This is a genomic window from Peribacillus sp. TH16, from assembly GCF_016651095.1.
GTDB lineage: Bacteria > Bacillota > Bacilli > Bacillales > DSM-1321 > Peribacillus > Peribacillus butanolivorans.
On the sequence record NZ_JAEKEM010000009.1, the window covers coordinates 65,014 to 82,605 of the forward strand.

Here is a 17,592-nt window from a genome sequence, read left to right on the forward strand (position 1 = left end):
AAAAACATGGAATGGAAGGGCTTTCATTTTTTTGTAAAATATCTTATTTAAAAAAATACTGATAGAAGTCTTGGCAAGGGACATATTTTGTATGTCCTTTGCCTGTTGATGTCTTACTAATTTACCAGACGTTCTGTCCCTTCCCAGAAAGGTTTTTTCAGCTCTTTCTTGTCTATCTTCCCTACCATTGTTAGAGGTAATGACGTCTCAAAATAGATTTCTTTTGGAAGCATATAGACAGAAGTTCGTTCTTTACAGAACTCCATTAACTCTTCCTTAGAGCAGGTTTCACCCTCACGAAGCACTGCAAATATACAGACCGCTTCTCCCCAATCATTATGTGGTATGCCAATGCATGCGCTCATCGCAACTGCAGGGTGCTGATTGATAAGCCTCTCCACTTCAGCGGGATATACATTGAAACCGCCAGAAATGATCATATCCTTTTTCCGTTCGATAATATGAAGAAAACCATGCTTATCCAGTTTCCCGATATCTCCCGTATAAAACCAACCATCACGATATGCCGCTTCGGTAAGATCGGGTCTTTTGTAATAACCGACAGAGACAGAAGGGGTTTTGACAGCAATTTCCCCTGGATGAAGTGGTTCTACATCATATCCATTATCGTCAATCAAGCGAATTTGGGTTAGCATACACGGTTTTCCGCAGCTCTTTAACACGTCTGGTTTGTTCTCGTACGCCCAGAGATGATCACTTTTTGTGAGTCTGGCAATTAAAATACTGCATTCTGTCATTCCATACTGCTGCCTTAGAATAGGTCCAAAAATCGTAAATGCTTCTTTTAGACGTTCTGTAGAGATGGGGGATGAACCATAATTCATGTTACGCAATGAGCTCACGTTGTAGGTTTTTTTCTTTGCCTCATCAATCAAGCGGTAAATAATGGTTGGAACAACAAAAGTACTTGTAATCTGCGCTGCTTGTACGGTCTGCAAAAACACTTCTGGATGAAACGCCTTCATGATATAGACATGGCAGCCGGATACTAATGACCGCTGCAGCAGTACACCTGCAGCATGAATAAGCGGCGTACAAAGCAGTACCTTGTCCTGATCATCGTACGGATATTCCATGCATGAAGCCATGAGTGAGGCTCCAAAGCCTTGTTGAGAATGCATCACCCCTTTTGGTGTGCCTGTTGTACCACCGGTGTACGATATGGTTGCTAAATCATCCAATGAGGCAACAGGGAATGTCAAGCTGCCTTTTTTATCATCCATATCAACAGAATAGAATTCTTCTGGGTATTCAACACCAAAGCCTGTAAGACCAATAACCGTTACACTGTTTTTATCTGCCTCTTTTTGATAGTCAAGTACAGACTCTACATGTTTCTGGGTTGCCATAATAACCATTTGGGGCTCGGCATCTCTCAAGATAAACTCGATTTCTCTAACGCCCAGCTTATCATTTAACGGAATGACTGTTGCCCCGCATCTACTTACAGCAAGATTATATACAACATTTTCAATACTATTTGGGATCAGTATCGCAACATGGGTTCCGATTTGTACGCCATGCCGAATTAACTGGTTCGCTGCCGTCTCCACCTTATCCAGTAATTCCCTGTAAGTGATGGTTTCATTTGTATCTACACAAGTAAGGGCCGGTTGGTAATCAAATTTGTTCATACTATTGAACAGAAAAGCCTGATAGGTTAAAGTATCCATGAAAAATTCCTCTCCCTAGTAAAATACGAAAGTTAGTGTAAAAAATGGTTCTTTTCAATTTGAAAATCCGAATTTTTCCAAATGTATAGTTGACACAATAATCCTTTTTTTATTTCTTCAGCAGTTCTTTGGAAATCATGTTTTTCTGAATTTCAGATGTACCAGTCAGAATTCTAAACATCCGTACGTCCCTGTACATTTTCTCGACAGGGTGTCCTTTCATTAACCCTTGCCCGCCAAAGATTTGAACAGCCTTGTCGGCAACTCGATTAGCAACCTCAGAGGAATACAGTTTAACCATGGATGAAGCTCCTCTCACCTCTTCACCATGATCAATCTTCTCGATGACATCGTAGAGCATGCAACGTGCGGCGTATATTTCAGTCGCCATCTCCGCTAGCATATGTTGAATCGCTTGAAAATCTCCAATTGGTCTACCGAACTGTACCCGCTGTTTGGCATGATCGATAGATAAGTCTAATAGCCGTTGTGCAACGCCAAGGTAGGTAGCCCCCCAAGAAGCCCGATTTTCATTTATTCTGCTGAGCCCCAGCATCAACCCTTTTCCCGGTTGACCGAGAATATTAGTAGATGGGACTCGGCATTGATTAAAGATTAGCTCGGCCGTGCTCCGTTCACCGGAAATTGGAACTTGAATGTTTCCTAATTCAAAACCCGACCTTCCCTCTGTTTGTTTCTCTACAATAAAGGCAGTAACTCTTTCACCATCTGCCTCCACAATCTCTTTCGCCATCACAATGGCCCAATCTGCATAAGGCGCAGCGCTAATAAAATGCTTTTTACCATGTAAAATGTAGTCATCACCTTCGCGTACTGCAGTCGTTTGAATGGCATGGGCATCTGATCCCGCCCCGGGTTCTGACAATGCAAAACAACATCCCGCTTCTGCATTAATTACCGGCATTACATACCTTGTTATTTGATCCGGAGTAAAAATTTTTAACATCTGGCCAATGCGCAAAGGACCGCCTATTTCACCTAATACATGCCCCCATAAAGCAGCCCCTGATTTTGCTAGTTCCTCCTTTAAGCCACATAGCCCTTTCAAGCTAAGTGATTGCCCTCCTGCCTCCTTAGGAAGGCTGATGCCGTAAAACCCGAGCTCCTTCGCTCGCTTTCTTACCCATTTGATCTGTTCCATCGGAATCTCTTTTTCTGAGTCAATTTCGTGTCCTCTTTCAAACGGTAACAACTCATTGTGAATGAAATGAAGCAGCCTATCCCTTAAATGTTCTATATTCTCAATTTGTACTGTTTCCTGCATACTTTCCTCCTTTCCAATCCCTGCTTTTAAAAGTGATTTCAATTATCCTCATGGTTATTTGAATAGTTTTAATATTCATAATTTTATTTTATATATGGGTGACATTAAAGTAAAATAGCTATATATCATATATACTTGAACCAAATTCATATAAAGGAGGGAATGTTGTGCATCTAGAACAATTAAAATATATTGTTGAAGTAGCTAAAACACGTTCTATTTCCAGTGCTGCACAAAATCTTCATGTTTCACAATCTACCATTAGTAAGGCGATTACCAATTTAGAACAGGAATTAAGCATACATTTGTTTACACGTTCACGGTTAGGCGCCCAGCCGACAACAGAGGGTAAAAACATCATTAAAAAAGCCTATGAAATTGTTGTGAAGATTGAAGAAATACAAGAAGAAGCGCAAGAGCAAACATCCTTAATAAACGGAGAATTAAATATATCGGCCAGCCCCAGCTTATTCATGCCGATTTTACTCAAAGCGTTAGCAAACTTTAAAAAGGACTATCCTAACTTCCGTATTGTCATGACCGAAAAAAAGTCACCAAATATTATTGAAGATGTTTCCCAAGGGAAGATTGACATTGGATTAGCCATGCTTGATGAAATAGATTGGAATGCACATGAAGAGCTGGTTTTCGAATCCTTATTAGAAGGGAAAATCATGGTGTGTGTCAGCAAACATTCTCCATTAGCATTCAGTGATCATATAACTCCTGAGGAGCTAATTAATGAAACAGTAGTGATGTATGATGGGGTAATATGGAAAGATTCCATCTCTATATTTATGAATAGATACGGACCGATGAATATTTTATTTGCTTCTAACAATACCGAAGTCATCAAAAAAGCGGTTTCAGAAGGGTTAGCGATAAGCTTTTTGATGGATATAGCACTAAAAGATGACCATTATGTTAAAAGTGGAGAAATTATCCCAATATCATTAATAAACTTTGAATCCAACCACCGATCCTTCGGATGGGTACGGTCAAAGAAAAAACATTTTTCTTTAGCAGCCAGAGAGTTTTTAAAATACCTCAAATTACATATCTCCAAATTAGAATGAGGTTTACCATTACTCGGCAATCCTATCTAGAAATTGAATGAAAGTTTCAAGAAAAATACACTGCTAAGGACTATTGATGATTACTATTATCATACATTCAAATAAAATACCCTTCTTCAACTATCAGAACAGTTTAGTGCAATAAAACAAATCTTTTAAATCTTATTTTGATGCAAATAATCTTAACTATTATTAGGAGATAAAATGTTCAAATATATATTTTCACCTGAAATTCATGCCCTAATTCATAAACTACTTATGCTTTAGGGTCGTACATTTAAATTTCTTAACCCTTTCCTAACCTCTTCGCACCCCTTTTCATAAGGCTGTGCTTTTTTTGTATACTCTTTTTTATAGAAATTCAATATATTTTATCAAAACTTCTCCACATATTAATGATGTTGAGGAATGATGATCTGTTCTTGAACGAACGTGTAAAAAATAGTTAAACAAATAATTAAAAAGAGCTAAAGTTAAAATTTTTATTCCAGTTAAGCATGTTTCCTGATAAACTAATGGCAATGATTAAATACGGAGTGATTTACTTGGAATTACAAATTGACTCAACAGACATTGACTTCCATCAATTGATCTCGTATTCCCTCAATTCAATTATGATTGTTGGACAGGCAGGAAAAATTCTTTACTGTAATAGAGCTTGTTTGGAATTGCTAAAGTTAGCTTCTCCTGAGGACATATTGTATAAAAACTTGTACGTTTTTCTCCCTCCAGATAACCATGCTAGTTGTAATGACCGATTAAAAAGGGTGCTGGAAAAACAAGAGATATTAGAACTGGCGGAACAAAAAATGATTTGTAGTAATGGAGAGGTTATTGATATTGAAGTAACAGCTGCCCCTTTTTATTTGAAAGAGATGATCTTGACTCAAGTCATTATTCGAGACATTACAGATCGTAAAAAAGCAGAAATTCTTTTGAAAGACAGAGAAAAATTAGCATCAATAGGTCAAATAGCTGCTGGGATTGTTCATGAAGTTAAAAATCCTCTTACTTCAGTAAAGGGATTTTTACAGCTATTAAAAGAATCCCATCCTCATCCTTATATCAATACGATGGAAGCAGAATTAGAAAAAGCATTAGAGACTCTGCAAAATCTATTACACGTTTCTAAACCTGATTTAAACGAGGAGCCTTTTGTTCCCATTGATTTATGTAAGGAGTTAACTGCTCTTTTGTTTTTATTCCAAGAAAAACTTTATAACGTGGAAATAGAATGGGATTTAAGGGATTCAGAGAGAAAAGTAGTTGGAAAGAGAAATTTATTTCTAAAAGCCTTTTTTAATCTGGTGAAGAATGCAATTGAGGCAATTGAGGGGATTCAGGGTAAGGGAAAAATTAGAATTGAACATTATTATAAAAGTGGAAGGATTCATATAAAACTTAGTGATACAGGAGTAGGAATATCTAAAGATAAGTTAAAGATGCTAGGAACACCGTTCTTTTCCACCAAAAGCGAAGGAACAGGTTTAGGCCTAACTCAAGTATTTACAACGATACATAAACATGGAGGAGATATCTCAGTTAAAAGTGTAGTTGGAAAAGGAACTACCTTTCATGTTCAGCTTCCTGTTAAATAAAAAATGTCTTCTAAATCATTAATGGCGTTTGTCAGTGAAAGAAAGAACCCAAAGATAATCACCTTGATATGGCGTTTATCTTAGTATGAAATTGTAAATGATCGTACATTCAAAAGGCTGTCAATTGGCGGCCCTCTTATTTTTTAAGCAATCACTAATAAGTAATCAATAAATACAGATTTACCAAACCCAGCAATCATTGAAAAAACTTTATTATCGAACGAATTATCATTTTTTCCGCCCCCTTTATTTCGCAGTATTTGTCGACGGTGGAATAATAATGCCCTATAGAGTCTAAAATAATCAAGGGCATCTGTCCTGGTACCTCCTCTAGTTCTAAAAAGTCTATAAAATGACTTAATCGCGAGGCTTAAATAAAAAAATACGATATTAAGATATTTAAGGTTAAAGGATTATTTATATATTCTATCGAGGTTAATGGTGCAATATTTTGTTCAAAATATTTTAATGGCTCCAATTATCACGTCCTATGCTTCTTAAATAGATGTCCTAGTACCTTCTCTTATATTTCTAAAACCGTGATTTTTTCCGTTCCTTACTTGTTACTTTATAACAGTATATATTTCTTTTTAAAACACCCCTTCGTTTATTTCCTATTCCTGTTGAACTACTTCAAAACAGCATTCGAGATATAGTAGAGCATTGAATCGGTGATGAAAAAAAAGGGAGAGGTGAAGTCTATCCCGTTCCCTTCTGTACAGATGACAATAAATATGTCATTGTCACCCCTAATAATGGCATGATACACAGTTTTTTGTTCCTGTCTGAATAGTAGTTTTTAAAAAATACTATTCAGACAGGAACAATTGAACTTCCCACCACTTATCGACCTTACGGTCTGATTGAAGTGGGGGATTCCTAAGAACATTAGCCTATCGTCCAATTTTTAATTAGGCTACTCCCGTAGTTCCTACGGTTAGAAGCCTTATGGCTTCATTCATTAGATTGAGTCCTGCGTTAATATCTCGATCGTGGTGAGTAGAACAAAAAGGACAATCCCATTCACGAAGATTCAGATGTTTAACGTCTTTATTTTGGTTACCGCAGCTAGAACACAATTGGCTAGAAGCAAACGTTTTAGATACGGTCACGATTTGTTTACCATACCATTTTGCTTTGTATTCCAACATTTTTTTGAATTGGTACCAAGATACTTCACTAATAGCTTTAGCTAGTTTGTGATTTTTCATCATATTCGACACTTGCAAGTCTTCCATTCCAATAACATCCTGGTTTTTGATGATTTCGGTAGAAACTTTATGAAAGTAATCCATTCGGGCATTTGAAATTTTTTCGTGTAGGATAGCCACTTTTTGTTTTTGTTTTTGATAGTTTTTAGCTTCAGCCAATGGTTTATTTTGATTCAAGGCTATTTCTTGTCGCCTTGAAAGAATCCGTTGTGCTTTGGCCAATTTCTTTTCGACCGTCCGGAAGAATTTTGGGTTTTGATAGACCGTACCATCTGAAAGAATAGCGAAATTCTTCAAACCAACATCTACACCGCACGAACGATTCGTTTTAGGAAGTACTTGTACATTGGTTTCCGCTAAAACGGAAATGAAATATTTACCCGAAGGGTTCCGCCTGATTGTGGCATTGATAATTCGCCCTTCGACTTCGCGGCTTTTAGCAAAACGAACTAGTCCGAGTTTTGGCAATTTGATTTTGTTTCCAATCATTCCGATATTTCCATTCGTATGTTTAGTCGTGTAGGACTGGATAGGATTCTTTTTCGATTTGAAGCGTGGTGACTTGTTTTGCTTTTTATAATATCGACTATAGGAATCTGCTAAATTTTCCACCGATTTCTGTAAGGCAATACTGTCTACTTCTTTCAGGAAAGAATACTCTTTCTTTAAAGCTGGAAGTTCTTTGATTGTTGCGTATTTATCCAGAAAAGAACCTTTCCATTCATTAGAGCGTAATTGGCCGTTCTGCTTCATTTCTTCACAAATATACCAGTAGGCATCTTTCTCCTTTTGTTTGCCTAAAAAGAAGTTAAAGACAAAACGGGAGCAGCCGATCGTTTTATTGATTAGAACTAGTTGTTCTTTAGTTGGATAGATTCGAAATTTATAAGCTTTGTTTACGACCATTGGTTTCACCCCCTTATAGTTATTATTAACCACCGAACGTATGTTTGCCAAAGATTACTTTGGCTTATCCCAACCGCCATTCATCTCGCCCTTCACACGCTTGAAGAGGGAGTCTTCTGGCGGGAAATGATAAAAAAGAGACAGGAACGTATTCCTGTCTCTGATGCATCTTCATCAATCATGAAAATTTGTGCCGTCTGTCACTGCTTTGATGATGCCTGCGCGGACAGCGAAGTCACCGAAGTGCTCTTCTTCCTGCCGTTCTTTCGCGTAGCGGGAAAGAAGCACACGCAGCTCTCTCAAAATTTCTTCTTCACCGATGTTTTCACGATACATTTTGCTTAACCGGCTACCGTCAAAAGCTGCACCGAGATACATGTTGTATTTACCGGGAGCTTTGCCGATAAAGCCGATTTCTCCGAGTGCGTGGCGGGCACATCCGTTCGGGCAACCAGTCATGCGAATCGTAATTTCTTCATTCCTTAGACCATTTTCATCGACAATGGTCTCGATCTTATCCAATAAAACCGGCAAATAACGTTCTGCTTCCGCCATCGCTAACCCGCATGTTGGAAGGGAAACGCACGCCATTGAGCTGCGGCGGAGGGCTGTATAATGACCGCCATCCGTCAAACCGTATTGTACGATCAGGTCGCTGATTTTTTCCTTTTCCTGGCTTGATACATTGGCAATGATCAGGTTTTGATTTGCAGTCAGACGGAAATCACCGGTATGGATTTTGGCTATCTCGCGTATACCGGTCATCAACTTGTAATCATCAATATCCGCAATACGGCCTCCTTCTACAAACAAAGTAAAATGCCATTTTCCTTGAATGCCTTTTACCCAACCATAGCGGTCACCGTTATTGTCAAAATGATACTTCTTCGCCTCCTCCAACCTCCAGCCTAGACGGTTTTCCAGTTCAGCCTTGACCGTCTCTAACCCAAGTCGGTCAACTGTGTACTTAAATCTTGCATTTTTGCGGAGGGAACGGTTTCCGTAATCACGCTGTATCGTAATGACTTTTTCCGCTACATCAAGAATTTGGTCCGGCATACAGAAGCCAATTACTTTGGCAAGCTGCGGATAGGTTTCTTTGTCGCCGTGCGACATGCCCATGCCACCACCTATCGCCACATTAAAACCGACAAGCTTGTCATCTTCAACAATCGCAATGAATCCAAGATCCTGTGAAAAGACATCAATATCATTCGATGGCGGAACGGCGATACCAATTTTAAATTTACGCGGTAAATAAAGCTTTCCGTACATTGGTTCGACTTCTTCCATTTCTGCCGTGCCAACCACTTTTTCTTCATCCAGCCAAATTTCGTGATACGCTCTGGTGCGTGGCAATAAGTAATCACTCAATTTTGTTGACCAATCATATACTTCGGAGTGGATTTCCGATTGAAATGGATTCGAGTTGCACATGACGTTCCGGTTTACATCACCGCATGCCGCAATTGTATCCAACATAGACGCGTGGATTTCCTGAATCGTTTTTTTCATGTTCCATTTTAAAATGCCATGCATTTGAAACGTCTGGCGTGTTGTCAATTTTAAGGTATCATTGCCGTATTTTTGGGCCAGTTCGTCCATGACAAGCCATTGAGCAGGCAATGCCACGCCACCTGGCATACGGACACGCAGCATGAACTGATACGCAGGTTCAAGTTTTTGCTTTTGACGCTCATTGCGGAGATCCCGGTCATCTTGCAAATAGCTGCCGTGATGTTTCATTAATCGATTGTCATCATCTGGAATACCGGCGCTGATCCGATCCAGCATTACTTCTCCCAGTGTACCACGCAAATAATTGCTTTTATCTTTTATTTGTTCAACATCACTAGGCGGGCCTTCTGGTGCTTTTAATAGTTGGTTCACCATATTGATATCTCCTTTTCATTCATATTTCAGTACACATCACGTTGATAGCGTTTATTCTGTTGCATTTCTTCAAGGTAATCTTGTGCATCAGCATGGCTCATCTGCCCTTCTTTTTCAATGATCTCAATAAGTGTATTATGGACGTCATGTGCCATGTTTTTCTCATCTCCGCAAATGTATACCGCCGCTCCTTCTTGAAGCCATTCGTATAATTTCCTACTGTGCTCAAGCATCCGGTGTTGAACATATACTTTTTCATCCGCGTCACGCGAAAAGGCTACATCCATTTTCGTAAGTACACCTGTTTTCAACCACTTTTGCCATTCAGTCTGATATAGGAAATCCGTTAAGAAATGCTGATCGCCGAAAAAAAGCCACGTTTTCCCAATCGCTTCTGTTTCTTCGCGCTCTTGTATAAAGGATCTGAACGGAGCAATGCCTGTTCCCGGTCCAACCATGATGATTGGAGTGTCTGGGTTCTTCGGCTGCTTAAAGTTTTGGTTATGCTGAATGTAAACAGGAAGCGTATCCCCTGGCTGTAAACGTTCCGCACATAAAATGGAGCAGACACCTTTTCTTTCTCGTCCATGACTATCATACCGGACAGCTCCGACTGTCAGATGCACTTCATCTGGATACGCGGATAGGCTGTTCGCAATCGAATATAGACGGGCTGGAATTTTTCGAAGGATGGAGACGAATTCTTGCGCCGATTCACCCCATGAGCCAAAATCACGGACAAAATCAAGCAAATCACGGCCTTCACGATATTCTTTTAGTTTTTCTTCATTACCAGCTGATAAAAGTGCCTTTAAATCCTCGTTGCCTGAAAGTTGGGCCGCTTGCTCAAGGAGCGATTTTGTTAATACTGTTATTTCAAAATTGGAGATGAGCGATTCCCTTAGTTTTCGAAGGTCTCCCTGCTTGTTGACCTTCACGATTTCTTCAGGGTCCCAATTGATTTCTTTAAGGAGCATATCCACTAAAATGGAATCATTTTGTGGATAAATACCAAGGCTGTCACCAGGTTCAAATGTAATTCCAGAGCCTTCAAGCGATAACTCGATATGGTGTGTCTCTTTATTGGAGCCACGGCCGTTCAAGTTAATATTTTCCATAACTTCCGCTTTAAAAGGGTTTGTCCTGGAATACGTGTGTTCACTTACTGGTGTTATTGTTGCGGGAACGGCAGAAACAGTACTTCCTTGCTCCTCACTTAAGCTCGAAATTACTCCTTCCAGCCATTCCGCAGCCGGCTCATCATAATCAAGATCACAGTCCATCCGCGGAAATAGCCGGGTCCCGCCAAGTTCTTCCAAGCGCTTATCGAATTGTTTTCCCGTTTCACAGAAAAACTCATATGAGCTGTCCCCAAGCGCCAATACGGAGAAGCGGAGATCTCCAAGGCTTGGTGCCCTTCTGCCATGAAGAAACTCATGGAAGGACAACGTATTATCCGGTGGATCCCCTTCTCCATGCGTGCTAACGGCAATAAGAAGATTCTGGACTTTTTTCAAATTGTTCACTTTAAAGTCACTCATGGATGAAGTGGTTACCTGAAAGCCATTACCCTCAAGCTTTCTTGCTGCATTCTCTGCCAACCCTTGAGCATTTCCCGTCTGTGAACCATAAAGGATGGTAACCTCTTTTGATATTGTCTTCCCGCTGGGTTGAGCCACCGATACGTCGGCTGTTCCTGCGTTGAAAACTGACAAAGACGCGGTCAGATAACCGCTCAGCCAAACTTTTTGTGTTTCTGTCAAGCTAGGCAGTAGATTGTTAAGAAGCTCTGTCTGTTCATGATTAAAAGGACTGTTACTTACCTGAAGTTGCACGTTTTCCACCTCACAAAGGAATATAAACTTATCTTAGTTGATTCTTATACGAGTTGTTTTAGACATTTTTTAGAACTATGAAATTAACTCGTTTACTCCTATAGACGAAGTCGGTTTTAACTGTAAAAAAATTTAGAAAGTTCAGTTCATACAGGGAAGGAACACTTTTTCATAGCTCACTATTAATAAAAAATAACATAATAAAGGACGATAGCCTTCCCCAACCTAGATTCTTCCTAAAATAAGTTTCTCATTAACTTTACCGAAAGGCACATCATTAGTAAAATATATATAATTAATTGCAACTATTAAGAATATTAATAATAAGGTGGGATTCCTATGTACTATGATGCTTTAAAAACTTTTGTGACCCTTGTAGAAGTCAAGAATTTTACAAAAACAGCAGAAATGCTTCTTATGTCACAACCAAGTGTTAGTTTGCACATAAAAAAATTAGAAGAAGAGTTCCAAACTAAATTATTTCTCCGCTCTCCTAAATTCTTAAAAGTCACTTTAACAGGAGAAATTCTTTATGATCGCGCTAAGCAAATGATCACAATCTATGAACAGACCAGACAAGACATTCAAGAACATGATAAATCCATAAAAGGAGAATTAAAAATAGGCGCAAGTTTTACAATCGGCGAGTATATCTTGCCTTCTTTACTTATTGACCTTCAAAAAGACTTTCCGGAACTTGAACTTCAAGTTGTAATTGGAAACACGGAAGAAATCGTAAAATCAGTCAGGTTATATCAAGTAGATATAGGTTTAATAGAAGGTCAAACAAATGAAAAAGAACTTTCCGTACACGCTTTTTTGCAGGATGAGTTATTTATAGTTTCTTCAAACAATCATAAACTCGCTTGTAAAGATGAAGTTACGATTGCTGACCTTCAGAATCAAGCATGGATAACCAGAGAAGTTGGATCAGGTACACGAGAATATCTTAACCACTTCCTTCGTTCAAATGGTTTGAAAGTTAAATCGCTTCTTACCATAAGCAGTAATCAAGGAATTAAAGAAACACTTATAAAAAATAGTATGGGGCTAACTCTCTTATCCCGTAGTGTCATTGAAAGAGACATTCTGCATAAGACTCTTTCAATTATACAGTTGAAAAATGAGTCTTTTAACAGAACGCTTTCCTACGTGTATTCCCCCATTATGGTAGATAAAAAGAACGTGAAAACATTTATAAGTGCATTAAACAAAAAATGGCCTAACAAAATCAAATCAATATAATAATTAATACAAAATAGGGTCTTATGATCCCGGCATATAGCAGGATCTCACTTTCGGCGATGCCACGAAGCATATCCTTAGATGAAACGCCCATAATATCAAATACAACCGAGCTAGATTGGTGTTTATGTTTACCCCTCTAGTACGCACTTTTTGAATTAGGTAATGTTATCGTGCTCTTTCTTCAATGATGCTTCTACGATACCGAACAAGCTTTCAATAGTTCTCGCTGATATCGACATGGACTATAACCAGATGTTAAAAGTCCATGTCTGAGGTGCTGGGCACTCTGATTAAAATCGGTTTTTAAATCTACAATGTATAGGATCAAATTTGATGAACTGAAAAAACAGGTGAGGCCGTTAAGGTACTTCACCTATTTACTCTCCATTTACATGAGTAGGTACACTATCTGCAATTTCATCAATGTACTTAGCTACCTTTGCACTATATGAAAAGTCACCGTAGCAATATGGATATCGGAAATTTCCTTTGTCGCCTCCGCAATCATAGAGCGTAGGATTCTTTTCAACTTGGAGCATCGAGAACTGCTTCGCTAGTTCTTCAGTATGCTTCCCTCCTGCATTTGCAATGTAATCAATATAACCAATTCCCATATTATAAGATTGAATGATTGTAGAGAAATCCACGTTCTTTTCATTCCCATATTTGATAATTCGCTGGAAATGTTTCACTCCATACCTGATGCTTTCGGTAGGATCGGTAATTGTATTTGGATCGAGTCCCGCCGATTCAGACGCCTGCATTGGATCACCACCCCGCCCACGACTTTCCTGCTGCATCAGGGCTATCAATGTCGATGTGTGCTCCTCAAGCCCATATTTTGCTAACTCATCGTGCAGAAGGTTGCTATACTTTTTCACATTCGCAAACGAATCAGGTGGATTCACTGGTGTGAAGACATTTCCCTCAATTGAAATTTCCATGACCTGCTTCATGAGCAAAAATACAAAAAGCAGGATAAATATTACAAAAATAGTGTTTGATTTCTTCCGTTTCCGCTTCACATTCTCTCCCCGTTATCTCTAGTTTATTTATATTTTAACAAATAGTAAGAGTAATAACTATTTAGAATACCAAAACGATATAGTATCCATATACAATTGACACTTACTCCTAAATGTACCTGAGTCTACGATAGTATATTTACTTTGGAATAAGACACCCTAATAGTTGGAGGTGAGATGTATGAATAAGAAAAATAATAAAGAAGAAATTCTTGATAATAATAGCAAAAAAAATGTTAACGACTTTGGGGCAGATCCCGATGAACAAGAGATGAATGGCATGTATGGTATGTTAGAAACTGAATATGAAGATAAACTTCACGATAAAGATAATTAACGGTTCAAAGTATCTTATATATTTTGTTAAGCGCCTTAATTGGCGTTTTTCTTTATAATAAAAATCAACCTCACCTTATAAAGTGTTATTTGAAGCAATATTTTAAGTTTTTATTGAAAAATGTCGACTTCCTATTAGCTATACTACTTGTCTCTTAATTTCCTTAAAGGGGACAATCCTTCTTAATCTATTTCAGTCTTTGTGAATGTGAATAACACACATGGAATATCTATTAATGAAACTTCTGGATGGTTAAAAAAATGTTGGTGTCTAATACAAATTGTCTAACATATCAATTCGCTTTGGTGCAACCGTCCCTAGAGCTGTTGCTGGGGGTGAAAAGGTGCTTGTCATTTGATAGTAGGGGGCAGAAAAGGAATGAACGAAAATAAGAAGAGAAATCTTAATCCGAATGACATTGCATTGCCCAAAGGATACGAAATTGACGTATTCTGGCCGGAATTACATACACCTATTAATCTACTGATTCGGCTGAATGAGAAAGAGCAAAAACAAGGTTAATAAGTAACCAAGCAAACCATATCTTTCTGATAAAACCATACTAAGGATAGCGGGTGCTGTTGCAAGGGGACTAATGAACAAACCAGCTGCCGGAATCAATCCGCCAGCTGCCTGGAGAGTAGCCGCCATAGTACTTAACAGTGCAATGACCGTAATCTTCCTTGAAATAGAAGCTTTTTCATTAAAGGAATAGTGGACTATTTTCGCATGATCTGTAATTGGCTGAAGTAACAATTTATGCTCACCCCTTCAATCGTTCGTCATGCATACTATATTCGGCTTCTCTTTCCTTTATTTATTAAAGTTTCGTGAGTCATCTAACGAGAGTCCTTTAAACGTTCACTCAACCTGAAACTTTCTTGATAATCAACCTCACATTCAACAATTACCGGTCCATCTTCAGATATTGCTTTTTGTAAGACTGTTGTTAGCTCTGCCGCTTTTTTTACCTTATATCCTTTCGCACCATATGATCTTGCAAGGGCAACAAAATCCGGGTTATTAAATTGGATATTAGATGAATGGCCTAACTTGTTTTTTTGTTCCCATTCAATCATTCCATATCTTCCATCTCGCCAAATCATAATAACAATCGGTACCTTCAAACGAACCGCTGTTTCAAACTCTGCTATAGACATGATAAAAGCCCCGTCACCGCATACAGCCATTACTTTTTTATCAGGACACGCAAGTTTCGCACCAATTGCTCCCGGAAGTGCGATACCCATTGAAGCAAGCCCATTTGATAGGATACATGTATTTGGCTTTAATGTCTCATATTGCCGGCCAATCCACAATTTATGGGCTCCTACATCTGATAGTAAAATATCATCATTTGATAGAACTTCCCGTATTTCCTTAATGATACGTTGAGGAGACATTGGATATGAATTACTGGTTGAATGTAACAATCGATCTGACAATATCGTTTCCTTTACATTACGATAAAATGGATCGATTTCATTCCTTTGATCAATTTGGTCAATTAAACGCAAAAGATTTGCAGACAAGTCACCAACAAGGGATGCCTTTACCGGATAATAGTTATCTAACTCATGGTCTTGTACATCGATATGAATGATAGGTGATAGTAATGGGTTCCATTTTTTAGGTTCGTATTCGATAGGGTCATATCCGATAGCAATGACTAAATCTGCGCGACTAAAGGCTTTATTGACAATATCACCTTCTGGTAGTCCAATTGTTTGTAAATGCAGTGGGTGATTTTCTGGAACTACACCTTTCGCCATAAATGTTTCTGTGAAAGGGGCTTGAAGCTTTTCGATTAAAGTTAAAATATCAGTAGATGCTCCACCTTTTGAAGCATTATTCCCTATCAAAAATAGGGGGAATTTTGCTTGATTGATAGCCACAGCCACTTCATTGATTGCTTGCTCAGACGACCGTACTTTTTTGTCATAAAGCTGAGTTTGTAAAGGTTCTCCATGCACAAAGGAGGAGGCGATATCATTCGGAAACTCGATATGAATGGCTCCAGTCAAATCCTTTGCAGCCAATGCAAAAGCTTTAGTTATAATTTTTGGAATAACGGAACCATCGTAAATAGTTGTACTCCATTTCGAAATCGGGTGATATAGCTCGAGAATATTTATGTATTGATGAGCCCCCTTAAACTGCATGTTGAGATCGGTCTGTGCCGTAATCGCGATTAGCGGCATTCGATCCAAAGTAGCACAGGCAACACCCGTCACCATATTGGTGGCCCCGGGTCCAAGTGTTGAAAGACAAACTCCGGGTTTTCCTGTCAACTTACCCATCATCCCAGCGATAAACGCTGCTCCAGTTTCATGCCGGCAAACGATAAACTGTATGCTCGACTTATTTATCGCGTCCAACAAATCTATGTTTTCTTCCCCCGGCACTCCAAATATGTATTCAACACCCTGACCCTCTAAACATTTTACAAAAAGCTCTGCTGCCTTCAAAAATACATCCCCTTCCCATAAAAGCCACTAGTTTTATATCCTTATTAACTTACCTTTTATCTATCCCCTTTCAGAATGGATTTATTCGAGGTCGAAAATATTTGTTTGTATTTTGCAGTGCCTTCAATTGTTATTAGTTTTTATTAGGACAGAGCTTTATTATGAAATAGTGAATTTAAACGAGGATAAGGAAGATTGGAGTTTATTGAAAAAGGATTGTATTCTAAAAGTGACAAAAATTTTTTGGTAGATTCTACAATCTCTCTGAATTTATATTCCATTTGTATTCGTATTTTATTTCTAGTTTGTCGAAACCTTTTTTATGGAACTCGTGGAAATATTTTTGATTTTAAACAGTTGAATGTTACAATATGTAAATAAATCATGTAGTAATGAAAAACAATATAATTCATAGGAGTGAAACAAATGTCAGTTGATGTTTATATTAATTTTAATGGGAACTGCCGTGAAGCAGTAGAGTTTTACGCACAGGTTTTTGGAACTGAAACACCACAAATTATGACCTTTGGAGAAACACCACCTAACCCTGAATTCCCTCTCCCAGAAGAAGCAAAAAATTTAGTTATGCACACAAGGCTTAATATTGAGGGAAGTAATGTAATGTTTTCTGATGTTTTTCCTGGAATGCCTTTTGTTGAAGGAAACAACATAAGCCTTGCAGTAGTTAATAAAAACATGGATGAAATTAAATCTATCTTTAATAAACTGAAAGAAGGCGGCACAGTAGTTATGGACCTTCAAGAAACATTCTGGAGCAAACTCTATGGTCAGGTAACAGATAAGTTCGGAATTATTTGGCAATTAAATTATGACACTGGAGAAATGTGAAAATACATTTTTGCTAGAAATTTAAAGCATATAGGGCTTTTCTTCTAGAGAAAAGTTTCTATATCCTTTTTGTGTTTCTAATACTAAAAAATACCTTGTTTATCAAGTTGTGGATGTTGTAGGGTTAGATTCTAAAAGAAGTAATGATATTAAGACAAATAAATGGT

The 17,592-nt window shown here is 38.3% G+C and carries 13 protein-coding genes; 6 read left to right on the forward strand and 7 right to left on the reverse strand.

The genetic code is table 11. From position 1 onward, the window contains the following. Window positions 1-116 precede the first annotated feature (116 nt). Both JFV29_RS14500 and JFV29_RS14505 read right to left on the reverse strand, forming a co-directional pair. Complete coding sequence (locus JFV29_RS14500; protein ID WP_201184753.1) at window positions 117-1,694, reverse strand: class I adenylate-forming enzyme family protein; 1,578 nt, start codon at window positions 1,692-1,694, stop codon at window positions 117-119. Between the two features lie 109 nt (window positions 1,695-1,803). Continuing rightward, window positions 1,804-2,979 (reverse strand): acyl-CoA dehydrogenase family protein, encoded by a 1,176-nt coding sequence (locus JFV29_RS14505; RefSeq protein WP_201184755.1) that lies wholly within the window; start codon window positions 2,977-2,979, stop codon window positions 1,804-1,806. Window positions 2,980-3,146: 167 nt separating this feature from the next. Between JFV29_RS14505 and JFV29_RS14510 the strand changes: the two genes are divergently transcribed. Then, the gene (locus JFV29_RS14510) at window positions 3,147-4,055 is read left to right on the forward strand and encodes a LysR substrate-binding domain-containing protein (RefSeq protein ID WP_201184757.1); all 909 of its coding nucleotides are present in this window, start codon (window positions 3,147-3,149) and stop codon (window positions 4,053-4,055) included. A gap of 497 nt (window positions 4,056-4,552) precedes the next feature. Further along, window positions 4,553-5,653, forward strand: coding sequence for a two-component system sensor histidine kinase NtrB (locus JFV29_RS14515; protein WP_242486881.1), 1,101 nt, complete (start codon window positions 4,553-4,555; stop codon window positions 5,651-5,653). Between the two features lie 911 nt (window positions 5,654-6,564). Here JFV29_RS14515 and tnpB read toward each other — a convergent pair. The 3 genes from tnpB to JFV29_RS14530 form a co-directional block, all read right to left on the reverse strand. Further along, complete coding sequence (tnpB, locus tag JFV29_RS14520; RefSeq protein WP_201184759.1) at window positions 6,565-7,770, reverse strand: IS200/IS605 family element RNA-guided endonuclease TnpB; 1,206 nt, start codon at window positions 7,768-7,770, stop codon at window positions 6,565-6,567. 174 nt (window positions 7,771-7,944) lie between these two features. Beyond that, window positions 7,945-9,663 carry an assimilatory sulfite reductase (NADPH) hemoprotein subunit gene (gene cysI / locus JFV29_RS14525; protein WP_201184761.1) on the reverse strand — a complete coding sequence of 573 codons (1,719 nt, stop codon included), beginning with the start codon at window positions 9,661-9,663 and terminating at the stop codon, window positions 7,945-7,947. Between the two features lie 26 nt (window positions 9,664-9,689). Further along, on the reverse strand, window positions 9,690-11,498 hold the full coding sequence (locus JFV29_RS14530) for an assimilatory sulfite reductase (NADPH) flavoprotein subunit (protein WP_201184763.1): 1,809 nt from the start codon (window positions 11,496-11,498) through the stop codon (window positions 9,690-9,692). 339 nt (window positions 11,499-11,837) lie between these two features. Between JFV29_RS14530 and JFV29_RS14535 the strand changes: the two genes are divergently transcribed. Beyond that, on the forward strand, window positions 11,838-12,743 hold the full coding sequence (locus JFV29_RS14535) for a LysR family transcriptional regulator (protein WP_201184765.1): 906 nt from the start codon (window positions 11,838-11,840) through the stop codon (window positions 12,741-12,743). A 380-nt stretch (window positions 12,744-13,123) separates the two neighbouring features. Here the strand turns inward: JFV29_RS14535 and JFV29_RS14540 are convergent, their stop codons facing one another. Continuing rightward, window positions 13,124-13,690, reverse strand: coding sequence for a lysozyme family protein (locus JFV29_RS14540; RefSeq protein WP_242486882.1), 567 nt, complete (start codon window positions 13,688-13,690; stop codon window positions 13,124-13,126). Window positions 13,691-13,952: 262 nt separating this feature from the next. Between JFV29_RS14540 and JFV29_RS14545 the strand changes: the two genes are divergently transcribed. Continuing rightward, window positions 13,953-14,108: a DUF4021 domain-containing protein gene (locus JFV29_RS14545; protein ID WP_201184767.1), complete on the forward strand. Its 156-nt coding sequence runs from the start codon at window positions 13,953-13,955 to the stop codon at window positions 14,106-14,108. 378 nt (window positions 14,109-14,486) lie between these two features. Next, window positions 14,487-14,630 (forward strand): hypothetical protein, encoded by a 144-nt coding sequence (locus JFV29_RS14550; RefSeq protein ID WP_201184769.1) that lies wholly within the window; start codon window positions 14,487-14,489, stop codon window positions 14,628-14,630. Between the two features lie 317 nt (window positions 14,631-14,947). Here JFV29_RS14550 and JFV29_RS14555 read toward each other — a convergent pair whose 3' ends face one another. Beyond that, the gene (locus JFV29_RS14555) at window positions 14,948-16,576 is read right to left on the reverse strand and encodes an acetolactate synthase large subunit (protein WP_201184771.1); all 1,629 of its coding nucleotides are present in this window, start codon (window positions 16,574-16,576) and stop codon (window positions 14,948-14,950) included. Window positions 16,577-17,002: 426 nt separating this feature from the next. Here JFV29_RS14555 and JFV29_RS14560 point away from each other — a divergent pair, with 426 nt between their 5' ends. Then, the gene (locus JFV29_RS14560; RefSeq protein WP_201184774.1) at window positions 17,003-17,425 is read left to right on the forward strand and encodes a VOC family protein; all 423 of its coding nucleotides are present in this window, start codon (window positions 17,003-17,005) and stop codon (window positions 17,423-17,425) included. Window positions 17,426-17,592: the final 167 nt, after the last annotated feature.

Excerpts from the sequence above, each read along its gene's own strand:
- JFV29_RS14515 (WP_242486881.1), top strand. The coding sequence starts at position 4,553 with ATGTTTCCTGATAAACTAATGGCAATGATTAAATACGGAGTGATTTAC.
- JFV29_RS14560 (WP_201184774.1), top strand. The coding sequence starts at position 17,003 with ATGTCAGTTGATGTTTATATTAATTTTAATGGGAACTGCCGTGAAGCA.
- JFV29_RS14540 (WP_242486882.1), bottom strand. The coding sequence starts at position 13,690 with ATGGAAATTTCAATTGAGGGAAATGTCTTCACACCAGTGAATCCACCT.
- JFV29_RS14545 (WP_201184767.1), top strand. The coding sequence starts at position 13,953 with ATGAATAAGAAAAATAATAAAGAAGAAATTCTTGATAATAATAGCAAA.
- JFV29_RS14535 (WP_201184765.1), top strand. The coding sequence starts at position 11,838 with ATGTACTATGATGCTTTAAAAACTTTTGTGACCCTTGTAGAAGTCAAG.
- JFV29_RS14505 (WP_201184755.1), bottom strand. The coding sequence starts at position 2,979 with ATGCAGGAAACAGTACAAATTGAGAATATAGAACATTTAAGGGATAGG.
- tnpB (WP_201184759.1), bottom strand. The coding sequence starts at position 7,770 with ATGGTCGTAAACAAAGCTTATAAATTTCGAATCTATCCAACTAAAGAA.
- JFV29_RS14550 (WP_201184769.1), top strand. The coding sequence starts at position 14,487 with ATGAACGAAAATAAGAAGAGAAATCTTAATCCGAATGACATTGCATTG.
- cysI (WP_201184761.1), bottom strand. The coding sequence starts at position 9,663 with ATGGTGAACCAACTATTAAAAGCACCAGAAGGCCCGCCTAGTGATGTT.
- JFV29_RS14500 (WP_201184753.1), bottom strand. The coding sequence starts at position 1,694 with ATGGATACTTTAACCTATCAGGCTTTTCTGTTCAATAGTATGAACAAA.